The organism is Paenibacillus lautus, from assembly GCF_050482385.1.
GTDB lineage: Bacteria > Bacillota > Bacilli > Paenibacillales > Paenibacillaceae > Paenibacillus_AQ > Paenibacillus_AQ lautus_B.
In genome coordinates, this window is sequence record NZ_JBCNHV010000010.1 from 614,165 (window position 1) to 630,802 (window position 16,638).

Consider the following 16,638-nt stretch of genomic DNA (forward strand, 5'->3'; position numbering starts at 1 on the left):
CTCCTAAAACTTTCTCTTACGAGCAGCCTCGGACTTTTTCTTGCGCTTTACGCTTGGCTTTTCATAATGCTTGCGTTTCTTCACTTCAGCCAATACGCCATCTTTAGCAATGGAACGCTTGAAGCGACGAAGTGCAGCATCAATTGTCTCGTTTTTGCGAACTTTAGTTTCAGACACCAGTTTTCCCTCCCTCCGACCAGACCGTCCAAGAGCATTAACACGGTTCATCAAACTTCATTATAGGGCAAACGGAAATAAGGTGTCAACCTTAGACGTCTATTTTACGATAGTGGCAAGAAATAGATCAACCCCGCTGCGACGCTCCCGCTGTGGGGCTGATCTATTTCTTCATTGGCCTGATGTTATGTATGAGCGGGTGAAATGCCTGTTAAAGCGCCCAAACGGCGACCGCCCATCAGATGATAGTGCACATGAAACACCGATTGTTCCCCATCGGGTCCGCAGTTGTTAATTAATCGATAACCGCTCTCCGCAATGCCCAGCTTCGCCGCGGCTTCTTTAGCCGCTTTGTGCATCTCGCCAATCAGCAGCAAATCTTCATCCTGAATATCGTTCATGGATGCGATATGCTTCTTGGGAATAATCAGGACATGAACCGGCGCCTCCGGGTTAATGTTTTGAAAAACAAGCACCTTATCATTCTCGAGTACCTTCGTGGAAGGAAGCTCACCCTCTACGATTTTACAAAAAAGACAATCCATTACGGTTACCCCTTTCATACGTTTACATGCTTTTATCATATAAGAAATCAGGCAGTGCGTCCAATTGATGACAATTAAACACACAAAAAAGAGAAGCACCCCTGGTACGTAGCTGTCCAGTAAGGAGGCGCTTGATCATGAGAGCAAGGAAATAGATAGGAATCTCTCATGATCAAGCGCCTGCCCGGTGCTTCTTACATATGTCGGCTTATCTGTACTATAACAGTGCCATGTTGCTGTTTCCGTGATCTAAATCACATCATCCATGTTTTGCTGTTACATCGATTCGATCGCAAGCTGCGATCCCGCTCCCGCTTGCTCCGCCGGCCGTACGACCAGCTTGCGCGGCAGACGCGCCCGAAGCTCGGGCACATGACTGATAATGCCAACGGTCAGCTTATCCGTATGGAGGCGCTCAAGCGCGGTAATGACCGTCTCCAGCAGCTCCGGATCCAGCGTGCCGAACCCTTCGTCGAGGAAAAAGAACTGCAGTGGATATTGCCCGCGCAGCTGAATTTGTGCCGAGAGTGCCAAAGCCAAGGCCAATGAGGTCAGGAATGTCTCCCCGCCGGATAGTGTGGATACCGGACGCCGGACGCCGCCATTGGCATCGTCCCGAATGACGAATCCACCCCCGGAGTCCACCTCAAGAGAGTAGCGCTGCTTGGTCAAATAGCGAAGACGCTGGGAAGCCGACTGACTCACCTGCATCAGCTGCTCCTCCGCAATGTATTCAACAAACGCGTTTCCGCGCAAGCAGGACTGCAATTTGGACAAGCGCTCGCTCTCTCGTTGAAGGCGAAGACGCTTCTCCTCCAATTCCATAAAACGGATGTGACGTTTGTTCAGGTCTTCCAAGTCTCGCTCAGCTCGAGCCCTCGCTTGAAGGGCCTCCTCATCGGCTGTACGGGCCGCCTGAAGCTCGGCTGAGCACCGTTCCCACTCCTCTTCATGAAAAGGGCTTGCGCCAAGCTTCTGTTCGACGTCGCGAAGTCTCAGCGTCCATTCCCGTTGTCCTTCCCGATGTGCTTTCACTAATTGTGCACATCGCTCGATTTCTTCCGGGGTTAAACAGGCTTCCATGACGGCACGCTCTGTAGCGAACGGTGAGCTTGCCAGCTGGTTCTCCCAGGCAAGCTTGGCAGCTTGATGCTGCTCCTGCGCAGCTCTCTCTGCCTGTTCTGCAAGAGCCGCTTCCTTGGCTGCATGCTGAGCCTTCTCCTCTGCCTTCCTGCACTCGTTTCTGGCTTGTTCCGCGGATTCCTTCAGTATCGTCATTCTGGTCCGGCATTCACCCAGCAGCTCCTCAGCCGACCGGTCACCGATCCATGCCTGAAGACGCTCTTCTTTATCCTTCAGCCCCTCCGCCTTGCCTTCACGCTGCGCATCCCATTGAATCAGCTGCTTCTCCAGCTCACGAAGCTGCTGCTCCAAGCGAAGGACAGCCTGCTTCTTCTCCTCAATAAATGGAACGCTGCGCTCAAGCCCTTCCTTGATCGACTCGGATTCCGCATCCTTCTCTTGCATGAGCTTAAAACGGCCGGCCGCCTCTTCCAGTGAGAAATCCGGCTTGACTTCCTGCCAGGAATTCAGAATGCCTTCAGCTTCTGCTTCCAGTCCTGCAAGCTGATCCCGCAGCTGGTTCCATGTCATTTGACCATTCTCAAGCGCGGCGCTCTGTTTCATAAGCTCCTGCTGGCATGTGAAGAGGCTCTGCTGTACCTTGGAGGCTTCCGTACGGCATTGTCCGATGGCAGCAGCCTGAGTTTCGGCTGCTTTTAGGAGCCATGCTGTATCCGAAGCAAGCCTTTCCACATCGTACGGTTTATCAGTGGCAGGTATGGCTGACACTGCCGCCTCCATCCATCCGCGTTCCTGTTCTTGCCCGTCGCGTGTGACGGCAAGCAGCTCGTCATCTGCGTACGACTCAATCTGCGAGCGTGTTTGACTAGCCAGCGCTTCCGCTTCGTTAAGCTGCCCCCGCAGGGTTAATCTAGCCTCCTGGATCTGATGCGTAATCTGCGTCAGTCGATCCATGCTCTCATCAAGATTATGTTCAGACTGCCCGGATGAGGCAGCAGGGCGAGGATGATGTTCGCTCCCGCAAACCGGACAAGGTGCTCCTGCCTGAAGTTCGGCGGCCAGCGAAAGGGACAGGGCATGAAGCTGTTTGTCGCGAAGCGATTGGCTCATCGCCTGGTTTACCTGAGCTGCCGCGGCTGCCATCCGATCGGCAAACGATGAGGCTTCGGCTGCATCACGCTGCAAGCTGTCAGCTTGCACGGAGAGCTGTATGTAGTGCCGTTGCAATTCTTGCTCCTGCTTCTGCAGGGCAATAAGCCTTGCCTCTTGCTCCTTCAGCTTGCTCTCCTGTGACTTTAGATCGAGCTCAGCCTTCTGCTTCTGTCTTCCGGCAGACTCAAGGGCTTGAACCTTCTGCATCGCCATATGAAGCGCCTGGCGCTCACCAGAGCGGGTCTCAAGCCCTTTCAGCTTGGCTTGCAGCTCCTCCTGCCGCTTTCGGCCTCGTTCTAGCAGCTCCTGCTCCTTCTGCAACTGGGCAGTTATCCCTTCAAGCTCTTTGTGTGCATCCACTCGCTGTGCATCCAGCCTAATCAGTTCGTCCCGTAATTCATCACGTTCCCGCTGCAATACAACAGCTTGCTCCAGCTGCTGCTCCCGAAGCACCAGCTTCGGCTCTTCGGCCCGAAGGGCTGCCTGGGCAGCTTCATCCGCCTTGACGGCCTGTTCCGCCGCCTTCTGAGCGGATGCAGCTTGGGCGGTGAGTCCTTCGGCAATCTGCCGCCGCTGATCCCAGGCTTTGCCCGATTCGCGCCATGCCTCAAGTGCAGGGAGAACAGCGGCTGCCGCCCCTGTCAGCTCAAGCTTTCGTTCCAGCTCCTTCATCTCTTCCTCATGAAGGGCAAGCTCGTCCAGTTTCCCCAGCAGCCGCCGTTTTTCCATATCCAGCTCACGGATTTTGCCCATGGCTTCATGGGCTTCAATGGCGGCCCGGAGAATATTCCGGGATGACGCCGCGTGTTTCTTGGCATCTTCCAGCACCGTAGTCGCTTCCGCTAAAGCTTCTTTGCCTGCACTGCCCAACCCTTGCTGTTCAGCTTCGACGGATTTCAGCGAACCCTCTGTATCCTTAACGCGGCGGCTGAGCTTGATTGCAAGCTGATCTCCGTACCGTTCCAAATGAAACAGCCGCTGAAGCATCTGCCGACGCTCACTCCCCTTCAGAGAGAGGAATTCGGCAAACTTTCCTTGAGGAAGAACGACCGCTCGGGTAAAATCATCCATTTTAAGTCCGATTTTCTCTTCTACGCAGCGAGTGACTTCGGCCAATTTATCCGCCATCACCTGATCCCCATCGGGGGTAACGTGGATAAATCGACTCACCGTATTGCTGATGGAGAGCTCGTTGACCCGTTTGAATCGGCGCTCTACCCGGTATCGCTCTAGCCCGGCAGCGGAAGACAACTCAAACGTAAAGGAGACGGACAGGCTGTCCTCCGAATGGTTCATGATGCCCTGGGTTCCGTTAACCGCGCGTTCCACTTTTCCGTACATGGCTAGAGTAATAGCATCCAGCAGCGTGGATTTCCCGCTTCCCGTCGGTCCGAAAATACCGAAGAGTCCGGTTTCGCACAACGTCTCAAAATCGATCTCCTGCGTATCTCGATAACTCTGCAATCCGGATAACTTCAACAAGATCGGTTTCATCTACGACTTCACCTCCATCCCGTCAGACTCCTCTTCCTCTACAAGCTCCAGAAACAAATCGACCAGATGATCCTCGGGCTCCGCCCCGCCCGTTTGCCGTTGATAGAACTTTCGGAACAGGTCCGGCAGCGGCAGCCTTGAGCGCTCGCTCTCCAACTCCAGCGCCTCCATCTCCGGGTAAACCGGACGGATGTGAACAATGCCGTCCCTGCTCTTTCGAAGTCGCTGAATATCGGCAAGCCCCATGGCCTCCGTTAGGGATACTTCCAGATCTATGAATGCTTCGGGATCACGCCCCTCATCAAGCCATCGATACACTTCTTCCAAGCCGCCCTTGGCCTTCCAGCGAACAAGCGGGCGGCCGCTGCTGAGAAACAGCTCCTCAATCACGGGGGCTCCTCCTGGCGATACGTCAACCAGGGTCACCGATTTGGCCTGTCCCGCTTCCGAGAAGCTGTAGGCCAGCGGTGAACCACTGTAGCGGATGATTCCCTCCCCTTTAACTGCCTGAGAACGATGCAGGTGACCAAGCGCCGTGTAGGATGCGCCTACAGAGAGTGCCAACGGATCAACCGTGTACGCTCCACCGACCTGAATCGGCCGCTCGGAATCGCTCTCGACGCCGCCAAGTACATAAATATGGCTCATGGCCAGATTGACCGTCTGCGGGGAAAATTCCCTTGCCATCTTCCTCATCAGTTGTCCGACTCTCTCGCTATAGGCACGCCGGAGCTGATCCTCATCTCCATCTATCGATAGCAGCTCATTGAGCCTGGCCTCCGACGGATAAGGGAGTGCTGCAATCTTGGCCGTTTCTCCGGTACGTGCCGCTGCAACAGTGATCGCATCGGCGACGGGAGTCCCAATCAGCGTTATGCCCCTGGTTGCAACAAGCGGCGTGACCGATGCAACCCGTTCCGGCTGATCATGGTTGCCTGCAATGACCACCATAGGGCGGCCCCCCTCCGTAAGTCTGGCGGCCGCATCATAAAACAACTGCTCTGCAGCCGCAGGCGGATTTACGGAATCATAAACATCCCCCGCCATGAGGATCAGATCGGCCTGCTCTTCATCTGCCAGCTGAACCAGCTCATCCAGAAAGCGCTCTTGCTCTGCAAGCCTGCTCCGGCCTTCAAGTGCGCGTCCCAGATGCCAGTCTCCGGTATGCAAAATACGCATCGCTAATCTCCTCTCCCGCTTCAAACTTCCAAATCAAACAAATCGAAACGACTATAGTTGAACGGCATGTCCCCCATCAAAAAAGTACAGCCATTTTTCATGTACGGGCTCGCCTAAAATATCCTCCAAGGCCTTTGCATACAGATCCAGCTGAAAACGATACTGCTCTGCCAAGGCCGAAACGCCGCCGCGATGCTCCAGCACCCGGTCCGTTTTATAATCCAGCAGCACAAGTCTACCGCCCTGCCTGAACAGGCAGTCCACAACCCCTTGGATCAGCACGGTTTCGTCCTGAAGGAGCTGCACATCCGGCGCTGCTTCGGCCGCTTGGTCCGAGATTTGATCCATGAAAGCGAGCCCTTGATAAGCTTCAGTTGCAGGGAGTGCATATGAAAACGGCATCTCGCGCCAGACATCCTCTGCGGTCAGCAGCTGCTTCCCTACCTCGCAAGCAAACAGGCCGCTGATCTCCATGGCTTCCACCGCGGCTGCCTGCTCACCGGTTAAGATTTCTTTTTCCACAAGATAGCGGATCGTGTCTTCGATCTCCGGCGTCGGTTCCGCGGCTCCCTCCAATCGTTGAAGAGGCACATGCTGCATGATCGTATGATACACGGTTCCCCGTTCCGCGGGTGTCAGCTTCGTTGACTCCATAAATTTCGGCCGCCGCAGGCTTAGTGTGAAGGATGAGCCTGCCCCGATATTTTCCTTGCTCTGACGTTTTACGGCCTGCTCCTCCAGCAGATCCAGGGAGGGGCTGTCCTGCAAGGCAAGCAGCTTCTTCATCTCCGTTACGGACGTTTTGGCGGAAATTTGGCTGACCGTTTCATAACGATATTTCCAAGACAAGCGCTCAAAGATGCTTGCACGCTCATCATCCGTACCCGTATCTTCCGCTTCGGCTATACTAGCCACCGGAACAACCGGCTCGAGCTTGTGCAGGGCTTTCAGCTTATTCATCCGGTCATCGCTATCCGCCTGCACGTCATCCTTAATGCCGATCATGACTTGCGCCAAGGATTCCGGCGTCTCGATCGAAAAAATCCAATGCGATCGATCTTCTCTCAACACGCGTGAGCTCGTCTCCCCGGATAAGCCCGCTTTCTCGCGGAGCAGACCTGCGGATGGATGGCGTATCACGGCCGGGCCGATCCAATCCAAGTAACTCCGGCCCCGGGCAAGGACGTAATCCGGCAGAAGAAGCTCCGGGTTAAAATCGGCTTGTGCCCACGCAGCTACCTTCTTCGGCAAATCCTTCACCGTGCCGACCAGAATCATCTTCTCTTTAGGCCGCGTAAGGGCAACGTAGAGCACGCGCATCTCTTCAGCCAACAGCTCCAGCTGCGACCTGCGCCGGATCGCCAGGTTAGGCAGCGTGGGATAGCTAACGCGCATGCCTTCATCCACAAACTTCGGTCCAAAGCCTAGCTCCTTATGCATAAGAAAAGGGGAATTCAAATCCTGCTGGTTGAAATTTTTGGACAATCCCGCTACAAAAACAACCGGGAATTCCAGCCCTTTGCTCTTGTGAATGGTCATCAGGCGCACCGCATTGCCCTGGCTTTCCGTACCGCCGGCAGTGCCGAGATCCCCGCCTCGCTCCCGGAGCCGGGAGATAAAGGTCAGGAAACGGAAGAGACCTCTGGAGGCTGTATCCTGTTCATACTGCACGGCCCGGTCATACAAGGCGGTCAGATTGCCCTGACGCTGCTTGCCGCCGGGCAGACCGCCAACCCAATCCAAATAACCAGTTTCGCTATAAATTTGCCAGATCAGATCACTCAAACTTCCTTGACGCGCTTCCTGCCGCCAGTGCTGAAGCCGATCCATAAACAATCCAAGTTTTGAGCTAAGCTCTGGAGATATTTCGATATTCTGACCTTCCGCTGATAGCGGAGCATCCGAAAGAAGGCTGCCTGCCACGAGATCATGACCTGCTGCTGCTTCAGCCAAACTTTCCAGCTCTACGCCCGGCGTCCATTTGCCATCCACGAAGCCCACAGGGCGCGCCGAATCCATGACCGACGGGACGACACTTAACGCGACTGCAGCCTTAAGCGCATCGTAATATGTTCCTTTGGCACACAGGCGCACCTGTGCCATCTCTTCCTCGGATAATCCGAGTATCGGCGAGCGTAATACGGAAGCCAAGGGAATATCCTGCAGGGGATTATCAATCACCTGCAGCAGCGACAAGATGATCTCCACTTCCGTCGCCTGAAAGTACCCTTTGTTCTGCTCGCCGAACGCCGGAATCCCTTCCTGCCGCAGCTCCTCTATAATTAACGGTGCCCATACCATGGCTGAGCGAAGCAAAATAACCATGTCCCCATACCCCGCAGGCCGCATCGATTTCAGTCCCTTATCGTACACCATGAGCGGCTTCCCGTTTTCGCCCGTCATCTCACGGATTCTGCGGGCAATGGCGCGGGCCTCCAGCTGGGCGGTTTCCATTTCAAGCGCCTCAACCTCAAGATGAACCCCGTCCTCTTCGGAAGCCGATTCTTCGGACTGCTCCTCCGTCCCTTTTCCAAGACGGTCGATCAGGAGCAATTCAGGCGAGTAAGGGTTTGTGCCGCCCTGAACCTCCTGCTCCGGAAAGGAAGCGCCGCATACTAGCTCCGCCCTTGCATCATAGGCAATCTCGGCTACGGATTCATTCATGATCTGTCGGAACAGCAAATTGACCGCATCCACCACTTCCATCCGGCTGCGGAAATTACGGGCCAGATCAATCCGTAAACCGGCTTGGGCCGTGCTTGCGTCGGAAGAAAACGTCTTATATTTATCGAGAAACAGTCCCGGCTCCGCCAAGCGGAACCGATAAATACTCTGCTTCACGTCTCCGACCATAAATCGGTTGCCCGGCATTTCCCGGGAGATCAATCGTACAATGTCTTCCTGTACGCTATTCGTATCCTGATATTCGTCGAGCAGCACTTCATCAAACTGCTCGCGGTACTCCATCGCCGCATCTGAAGGCATCATATGGCCCGGTACTGAATCGGGGTGACGAAGAATGTGAAGGCAGTAATGCTCAAGGTCGTTAAAGTCGACCATGCCTTTGGCCGCTTTGGCTTCCCGATATCGCTCGCCAAAAGCGATAACCGTCTCGGCCAGCTCCATCATCAGCGGCGCTGCCGTGTGAAGTTCCTGCAAAAATTCCGATGCCGGACGGCCAAACAATGCACTTTTCAGCTCATTGACGATTTTCTTCACGTTGTCGCGCAGTTCCTTAACCTGTTCCTGAAGCTCCGGCAGCACCTCATCCTTCCGAACGGATTTGAGCTTGCCGAAAGACGCCTCGCGGAATATGCCGTACAACGATTCCCACGGCGAACTATCGATGGCCTCAAGCAAGGAGGCGACCAGCCGCAAGTCGTCCTCCAGATTGTCCACATACGGCGCAGGCCCTCCCGGCTGCATGGCGATCGCCCTGGCTTGCTGCAGCAAGCCGGCCGCTCCGTTCAAAGCCAGACGGGCATCAGCCAAAATGCTTTGAACCCATGGCGTTTGTCCGAGAGCCTCCGTATCTTGTACCTGGAAGCCGGCAGCCGTTTCCCTGAGCCAGTGTGCCGGCCAGGAATGGCTGCGGGAGAAATCATAGAGGCGCTGAACGAGACGGTACAGCGCGTCATCCGTTCGCTCGCCGCTGAACCAGTCCGCCAAATGCAGAAACCGACTTTCCTGGTTGCCCTCGGCCTCGCCGTATTTCTCTTCGAACAGCTCCTCCAGCATGTCCTGCCGCATTAAATCCGCCTCATGTTCATTCAGAATGCGGAATCCCGGATCCAGGGGTATTAACTGATAATATCGCCGAATGACTTCCATGCAAAAGGAGTGCAGCGTTGTAATCGACGCCCTGCCAAGCAAAGCGAGCTGGCGCCGGATATGCTCATTGTCCGGATCCCGGTCCAGCTCACGGTCAAGCGCTTCCCGAATCCGTCCCCGCATTTCGGCAGCCGCTGCCTTGGTAAACGTAGCCACAAGAAGCCGATCGACGCTGAACCCCGCGGTATCGTCGAGGATTTTGCGAATGATCCGTTCAACCAGCACGGCGGTCTTCCCTGAACCGGCTGCGGCTGCAACCAGCATGTCATCACCCGACAGCGCGATGGCTTTCCACTGGTCGTCACTCCACATGCTGCCCTCGGGTTTTGCTATTCTCTCTCTCACCGGCTCTCTCCTCCCTTCGGATGTCCAAGCATATCCCAAACCTGATCTTTACCCGGTTTACCCAGCAGCTGATATTCGCTGCCCTCAATTGCGTCGTCGAACTGGCATACAGGCCGGAAGGAACAGTACGTGCAGGCGGTCTCCTGCTGAATCCGGTATGGCACAATCGCGACATCGCCCCCCGTAATTCTGGAGCCGATATTCAGCATGTTCTCCCGCACGGCGGACAACAAGGTCTCCCACTGGTCCGGCGTTGCCACTGCTGCGCTGCTGTAGAAGCTGCCGTCCGTTTTGACGGCTACAGGCAGAATGGCCGAGTGCCCTTTTTCAAGGAACGAATCCATAAGGGAAACCGCTTCGCGGTCTGCCAGCAGCAGGCCCTTCATTTTGTATCGTTTGAGCAGCTCCTCAGCCGCCTGCTCCGGCGTCATGCCGTTTGCGGATTGCAAGACTGGATCATGAACGTGGAAATACAAGGTTCCTGCTGGCAAAGCCTGTTCGCCGAGCCAGTCCTCCGCAAACGTCAGCAGCACGTCCAGATAGGTCAGCATCTGCAAGGATAACCCATAGTAGACCTCATGCAATCGCAGATCCTTCTGGCTGGATTTATAATCAATGACCCGCAGCATGATCCCATGCTCTCCGCGTGCCATGTCGACCCGGTCAATACGCCCGACAACCTCCATCTTAACCCCGTTCGGCAATTCAAACGTCAGGGGTGGCAGCGGCTTCCCAGGACCGAAATCGAGCTCGAGACCGATCGGCTCAAATTTGCCGCGCCTTGCTTGTTCACCCAAAATCACGGACGCTCTGCCCACGATGTTTTTCAGCTTGCGCGAAATATATCCGTATCGCTTGGAGCTAAGCAGGATTTCACCCTGCAGCATGGGAGCAAGCCGATCGACGGTCGCTTCCGCCTCGCGTAGGCATTCCTCCGCGGTCAGGTCTCCCCAGCTTCGATGCTGGGATTGAAACTTCACGGCCATGCTGCTCAAGGCAGCATGAAATAGCTGCCCGATGTCAGGAGCCTGAAGACGGTAAAGCTGCCGTTCTCTCAGCTTCAAACCATGGGAGGCAAAATGGGAAAACGGGCACGCAACAAAGCGCTCCATCCGCGACACGCTTGTCCGCAGCTTCGTTCCATACAACTGCCTGCTCGTTTCCTGCTTAAGCGGCCTTGCTTCATTCCGGTAAGACAAGGACGAGAGCAACGAAGAAAGACGCGACCTTAAATCCGGCCGTTCCGCGTACCAATTGTACACATGCCACCAAATGTTCGGGATCTCCTCTCCATTCCTCCAATCGCGAAGCCGACCCGTCAAGTAAGCCAACGTCTTATCAGGACGGGACGCATAACGCTCCTGCTCGCTGGCCGGTTGCCCGGCATGCGGTCTTGGAAACAAAGGCAGCTCTTCTACCTGAAACATCATCTTCAAATGGCGGATGACCTCGGATGGCAGTAACGTCTTGCCTTCATCGTCTGCCGCAGGATAGCTGACCCACAGCTGCTTGCTGGCCGAAGTCAGAGCATTATAAATAAGGAACCGTTCATCCAGCAGTCTTCGGGATATGCTTGGAGCTAGCTCCAAGCCGCGGTCTTCGAGCTGAACACGCTCCGGTTCTGTCAGGATCCCATCGTCCTGAAACTGGGCTGGGAGAACACCATCGTTAATGCCGAGCAGAAAAGCATACTTCACCCCGCCCGTCCGTGTCCGATCCATGCTGCCGATCAGCACTTGATCCAGAGACGGAGGCACCAGAGCCATTTTCATCTCCGTAAGTCCCGTACCCAGCACGCCCGTGAACAATTCGGCGCTCAACTTCTCCGCACCCATCATCTCCACAATCTGGTCGAGCAGGTCAAGCACAGCCCCCCATACCTGGCGATGCTCCCTGGCTTCCTCAGGACGCCCGGCATCCAGAGCAGCGCGGCTTAACAGCTCCAGCTTTTCGGGAACAGCGGTTTCCTCCAGAAGCCGATAGACTGCGGTGCTCTGATCCATTGCACTCGCAGCCTTTTTCATCCGCTTCTCAAACGCATGTAGCGGCTCCGTAATCACCTTTCTGGCATACTCAATCGCCTGCATCCCATCCGAATTGCGCACCTCACTCTCTCCATCCTCTAATGAGAGGCTTGGAATTCCCTTCCACGGGCGGCCATCCGTCCAGCGCGAGCCCTGGATTCCGGAAGCCAGCACATGGTTCTCCAGACGATCCATGTCCTCACGGGTAAGCGAACCGTCCAGCGGCAGCAGCAGATCCGTCTTTACGCAGCGGAATACGTCCTCATAACGCCAGCGGCGTCCAATGACATCAAGAGCAGATCGAATAAATTCGACCAGCGGATGTTGCAGCTCGCTCCGCTTCTGATCCAGAAAATAAGGAACGCCGTGTTCCCTGAACAAAGGACCTATCAGATGCTCATATTCTCCCATATTCCGGACAAACACGGCCATTTCCCGGTATCTTGCTCCTTCTTCCCGAGCGAGACGCACCATTTCACGTAAAGCCCCTTCGATTTCAGCCCGGCGGTGACTGGCAGCATGCAGAAGAAGACCTGTCCTGCTGCGGTCCGGATTGCTCACTGCAACTCCGTCCCCAGCAGCTTTCGTCCAACGTTTCTTCCGATCATAACCGCGCTCCAGGTGGGCAAGCAAAGGGGATTCTTGAAACCGTGGAAGAACATCGGGTTGCAGAATACGATGCTCCATATCCAACCCCATCTCATCGGCAATGCCTTTAAGCTTTATGTACGTCACTGCGGTAGGATGAAAGAGATCCAGCTCATGCGGAACATTGCCGTTCGTATAAGGCTTGTCCAGTGTCAACGCAATCGTTACATGGTTGGCATGCGCCATAATTTCCCGGAGCACCCGGTACTCCTGCGGCGTAAAACCATGGAAACCATCAATCCAAATGTCGGCGCGCTTCATATAGTCCGATTGGGTCACGCCCGCTGCTAATGAGGCCAGCGTGTCTTCCTCATCCATGTAAAACCGTGAAATCTCAAGCTCAAAATCGCGAAAAACCGTTACGATGTCCTCCAGCTTGCGCCGAAGCATCGGTGAATTCCCGGAGCCTGATACCATCTGTCCCAGCTGCTCCTCCACACAAGAAGCGTCAATGCAATAGCGCTTCATTTCCGTATACAGCTCGCTCAGCTTACCGACAAAACCATGCTGCTCTCCTGAAGCCCCGAACAATTGGAGCTCTTCTTTGCGCCTCCGCAAAATTTTGTACAGCAGCATGCGCTTTCCTTCTTCGCTGATCGCCACCTTTGCGGCCCCGCCGCTTTCCTGCATGACGCGATAAGCCAATCGACGGAAACTAAGCACTTGCGCGCGCATTATCCCGCGAATGCCTCCCGCATTAACGAGTGCATGCTCTGCTTCATAGGACCCTTGCTCGGGAACGATCAGTATCATCGGATTCCCCTTCGGATCTTGCTCCAATCGCTCGATCATCTCTTGGCGGATCGACGTGCTCTTGCCGCTGCCCGACCTGCCGATAACAAATTGAATGCTCATGCTATGCCCCCTTTACATCGTCTTTCGAAAGGGACTCCTTCACCTTCAAAACAAGCTGCGCGTCCGGTGAAATCATGCCCTTGAATCTATTAGTCAAATGTATCAAAATTCATGTACAATCCACGTTTTGGTTCGTTCTCTATCAAAAAAGATGTTGATTACTAGTATAGCATAAGTATCGTTTGATGGAACATATGTTTGGATTTCATTCCCATTCCAAAATCTTGCGGACATACAAAAAAGGATCCTGCCATCGTGGTTTACCCACCATGACAAGATCCTTCGCTTCAACCGCGTAGCTGCGGCAGTTTAAAGCTTTGATTTGCTGCGCACTTCAAACACGGCAAATTTCAAATAATGCCCCTCGTCGACCCCGAGAATTTGCGGGTGATCCTTGCCAGCCGCACGCCATTCCACGAGTCTTAGAATTTTGCCGGCATCTTTCGCCGCATCCTGAATCGTCTCCAGGAACAAATCCGGCCGCATATGGTACGAGCAGCTTGCCGTAACCAAATAACCGCCCTCGTTCACCAGTTTCATGCCATGAAGGTTGATGTCCTTATACCCGCGGCAAGCCCCTTTGACGGCAGACCTGGTTTTGGCAAACGCCGGCGGGTCCAGAATGACCACATCCCAGGAACGCCCACCTCCCGCGGTCAGCGGTTTGGAGGTATCCACTTTCTGATCCCCTTGCGCACGCTGCTCACGTTCTTCCAAGCCTTTTACCTGGTTGCGCAAATATTGGAAGGCGTCGTCCACTACAAACTCCACGCGATCCTGGAATCCGTTCAATTCCACATTCTCTTTGGCGCTTTCAATAGCATGCTCCGATATGTCTAGACAGGTTACTTTCTTGGCCCCATAAAGGCATGCGTGCAGCGTGAAACTGCCCGTATGCGAAAAGCATTCCAGCACCGTGGCCCCGTCCCAATAGGGAAACGTGACTTCTTTTCCGCTTTTGTTCACCGGCAAGGACTTCATCTCACCGTCCCGTTCCACAGTCTGGAGCGTGATCCCGCTGCGGTCTCCCCAACCGTTCATTAACGGTTTAATGGATGCCCGGTTTTCGCGCTGATCAAAGAAATATCCTGTCTTCTGGCCTTCTTCAATATCCACCTTGATCTTCAAACCGTTCTCCGTCACCGTTACGTGGCGTGGACACTCCCCGTAGAGAATACCTGTGCGCTGCTCCAGCCCTTCCAGTTCCCGGATGGATACATCGCTTCGTTCATAGATTCCTTTCGGCTGGACCACCTCGACAAGCGCGTTCACGATGTCCTCACGGCAGCGATCCATTCCCAGCGTGAGCAGTTGGATGACCAATACGTCATCAAACCGATCCACAATCAGCCCTGGCAGAAAATCCGCCTCGCCATATACCAGCCGGTAGGCGTTCTCATCTCCGATAAACCGTTCCCGGTGTTTCAGGCATTCCTGAAACCTGGCGGCAAAAAAAGCCTTGTCCATCGTCTCAACCGGCTCATACGAAACGGTGCGTACGGTGATTTGCGATTGCGGGTTGTAATAACCGGAGGCGAGAAAACGGCCTTGATGGGTTAATATCGATACGATATCGCCCGGCTTGGGTTCACCCTCGACAGAGGCAATCTCGCTTTTATAAACCCAGGGATGCCCCTGCTCCAGTCTCTTTTTTCGACTGCGCTCCAAAATTACCGATGGCACTGTATTTCACTCCTTAAGTTATCCCCTGGCCATTTCAATAGGCATGCATGTCCGCCAAGGGTCATATACGTAATTAAGAAAAAAAGTCTATCGACGGACTCTCTCAGTAGCGGATGCTTCATATCCCCACTTTATTTCACTAAAAGGAGAACATCATGCTATCCTCACTCTGGTTTCCCATCTGTTATGGTCTTGTCCTGTTCATGTTCGGCATGAAGGTCATGGAGGTTGCGCTCCAACGCTGGGCCGGTCCGCTGTTGCATAAGTGGCTCCATAAAGCGACATCCACGCCCCTTAAAGGCATGATCGCCAGCACAGCGGTCACGGCCCTGCTGCAAAGCAGTACCGCCGTTACCGTGCTGGCAATAGGTTTCGCCAATGCCGGATTATTAACCCTTGCCGGTACCTTGGGCGTTATTCTCGGCACGAACATCGGCACAACGGTAACCACCGAGCTCATCAGCCTGCAGATCGGACAAGCCGCCATGCCTTTGCTTGTCCTCTCGCTGATGCTATGGGTCGGGGCCGTACTCGTCAGCGAGCGCGTGCCTCCGAGCCATGACAAGGTAAAAAACAATTTGATCCGCAGCCAGTTTTTATGCCTTGCTGTCGCCGGATTCTCGCTGGTGCTGCTTGCCATACAATTCATGCAATCCATCGGCCCGACCCTTCAAAACCTCGGTTTGTTCCAATGGTTCCTGGACCACGCTTCGCGGAGCGTCCTCTGGGGCATAGCAGCCGGAACGATATTGACTGCTCTGATGCACAGCAGCGCAGCTGTCATCGCTATGGCTATGGGGCTTGCAGCCAGCGGTGCGCTGCCTCCGGAGATCGGCGTTGCCATCGTTCTGGGCTCCAATGTCGGCACGTGCGCAACAGCACTTATAGCAGCGATTGGCAGTACCCGAGCAGGGCGATTCGTGGCCTGGTCCCATATGGGGCTGAATATCGGCGGAGTTCTGCTCTTTATTCCGTTTATATCGGGCTTAACCACCGTATCCGGATGGTTAGCGGCGGATCCGGCCGGACAAATCGCCCATGCGCAAACCTTGTTTAATATCATCTGCTCCCTTATTGCGCTTCCCCTATGCTATCTGCCCTTCTGGAACAAGCGGGAACAGACCTAAAGTTTCATATCTTCATCCGCAGGAATGCTAACCTCAAGCAGCGTTAGCGCTTTACGCAGGATGATATCATTGTTGTTATATCCGTTGCTGCGCTGCTTCCTCCATGCGGCCAGAGGCTCAAACCAGTCCACCCCGTTGATTTCCTCGATTTGGGGTTTTAAGCTACCTTTTTCTGCTTTAACCAGGTAGTAGTGAACTTCCTTGTCCACCTGGCCGAATTCGGGATGATGGTATTTATATGCAATAATGTCCACTGGAGAGGTGATGGATCCGACTATACCTGTCTCCTCGCAAATTTCTCGAAGTGCAGTCTGCTCGACGGTTTCACCGGCTTCCATCTTACCCTTGGGAAGCGAGGTTTTTCCATAACGGTCCAAAATAAGCTGGATCTGAAGCGCCCCTTCATGATGACGGTATACCACGCCGCCTGCGGAAATCTGTGTATATGTCATGTCCTATTCCTCCTTCATGTACAACAAGGATTCCACTTCCGGT

The 16,638-nt window shown here is 54.5% G+C and carries 9 protein-coding genes; 1 reads left to right on the plus strand and 8 read right to left on the minus strand.

The features are described from left to right. Nucleotides 1-3: 3 nt before the first annotated feature. The 7 genes from rpsU to ABEW73_RS14110 form a co-directional block, all read right to left on the minus strand. A complete protein-coding gene (gene rpsU, locus ABEW73_RS14080; RefSeq protein ID WP_005547957.1) occupies nucleotides 4-177 on the minus strand; it encodes a 30S ribosomal protein S21 in 174 nt (57 codons plus the stop codon). 185 nt (nucleotides 178-362) lie between these two features. After that, entirely contained in the window at nucleotides 363-722 is a 360-nt protein-coding gene (locus ABEW73_RS14085; protein ID WP_071222932.1) for a histidine triad nucleotide-binding protein, read from the minus strand. A gap of 276 nt (nucleotides 723-998) precedes the next feature. Further along, the gene (locus ABEW73_RS14090) at nucleotides 999-4,451 is read right to left on the minus strand and encodes an AAA family ATPase (protein ID WP_430167022.1); all 3,453 of its coding nucleotides are present in this window, start codon (nucleotides 4,449-4,451) and stop codon (nucleotides 999-1,001) included. After that, the gene (locus tag ABEW73_RS14095) at nucleotides 4,452-5,630 is read right to left on the minus strand and encodes an exonuclease SbcCD subunit D (protein WP_430167023.1); all 1,179 of its coding nucleotides are present in this window, start codon (nucleotides 5,628-5,630) and stop codon (nucleotides 4,452-4,454) included. Nucleotides 5,631-5,681: 51 nt separating this feature from the next. Further along, nucleotides 5,682-9,806: a helicase-exonuclease AddAB subunit AddA gene (addA, locus tag ABEW73_RS14100; protein ID WP_430167025.1), complete on the minus strand. Its 4,125-nt coding sequence runs from the start codon at nucleotides 9,804-9,806 to the stop codon at nucleotides 5,682-5,684. Further along, on the minus strand, nucleotides 9,803-13,333 hold the full coding sequence (addB, locus tag ABEW73_RS14105) for a helicase-exonuclease AddAB subunit AddB (protein ID WP_430167027.1): 3,531 nt from the start codon (nucleotides 13,331-13,333) through the stop codon (nucleotides 9,803-9,805). The genes addA and addB overlap by 4 nt, the downstream gene beginning before the upstream one ends. 309 nt (nucleotides 13,334-13,642) lie before the next feature. Then, a complete protein-coding gene (locus ABEW73_RS14110; RefSeq protein ID WP_430167028.1) occupies nucleotides 13,643-15,016 on the minus strand; it encodes a class I SAM-dependent rRNA methyltransferase in 1,374 nt (457 codons plus the stop codon). Between the two features lie 155 nt (nucleotides 15,017-15,171). On the opposite strand from ABEW73_RS14110, the gene ABEW73_RS14115 reads away from it, so the two are divergent. Next, complete coding sequence (locus ABEW73_RS14115; protein ID WP_430167030.1) at nucleotides 15,172-16,143, plus strand: Na/Pi cotransporter family protein; 972 nt, start codon at nucleotides 15,172-15,174, stop codon at nucleotides 16,141-16,143. On the opposite strand, the gene ABEW73_RS14120 is transcribed toward ABEW73_RS14115, so the two are convergent. Further along, on the minus strand, nucleotides 16,140-16,595 hold the full coding sequence (locus ABEW73_RS14120) for an NUDIX hydrolase (RefSeq protein ID WP_427494021.1): 456 nt from the start codon (nucleotides 16,593-16,595) through the stop codon (nucleotides 16,140-16,142). The two genes, ABEW73_RS14115 and ABEW73_RS14120, sit on opposite strands and share 4 nt — an antisense overlap. Nucleotides 16,596-16,638: the final 43 nt, after the last annotated feature.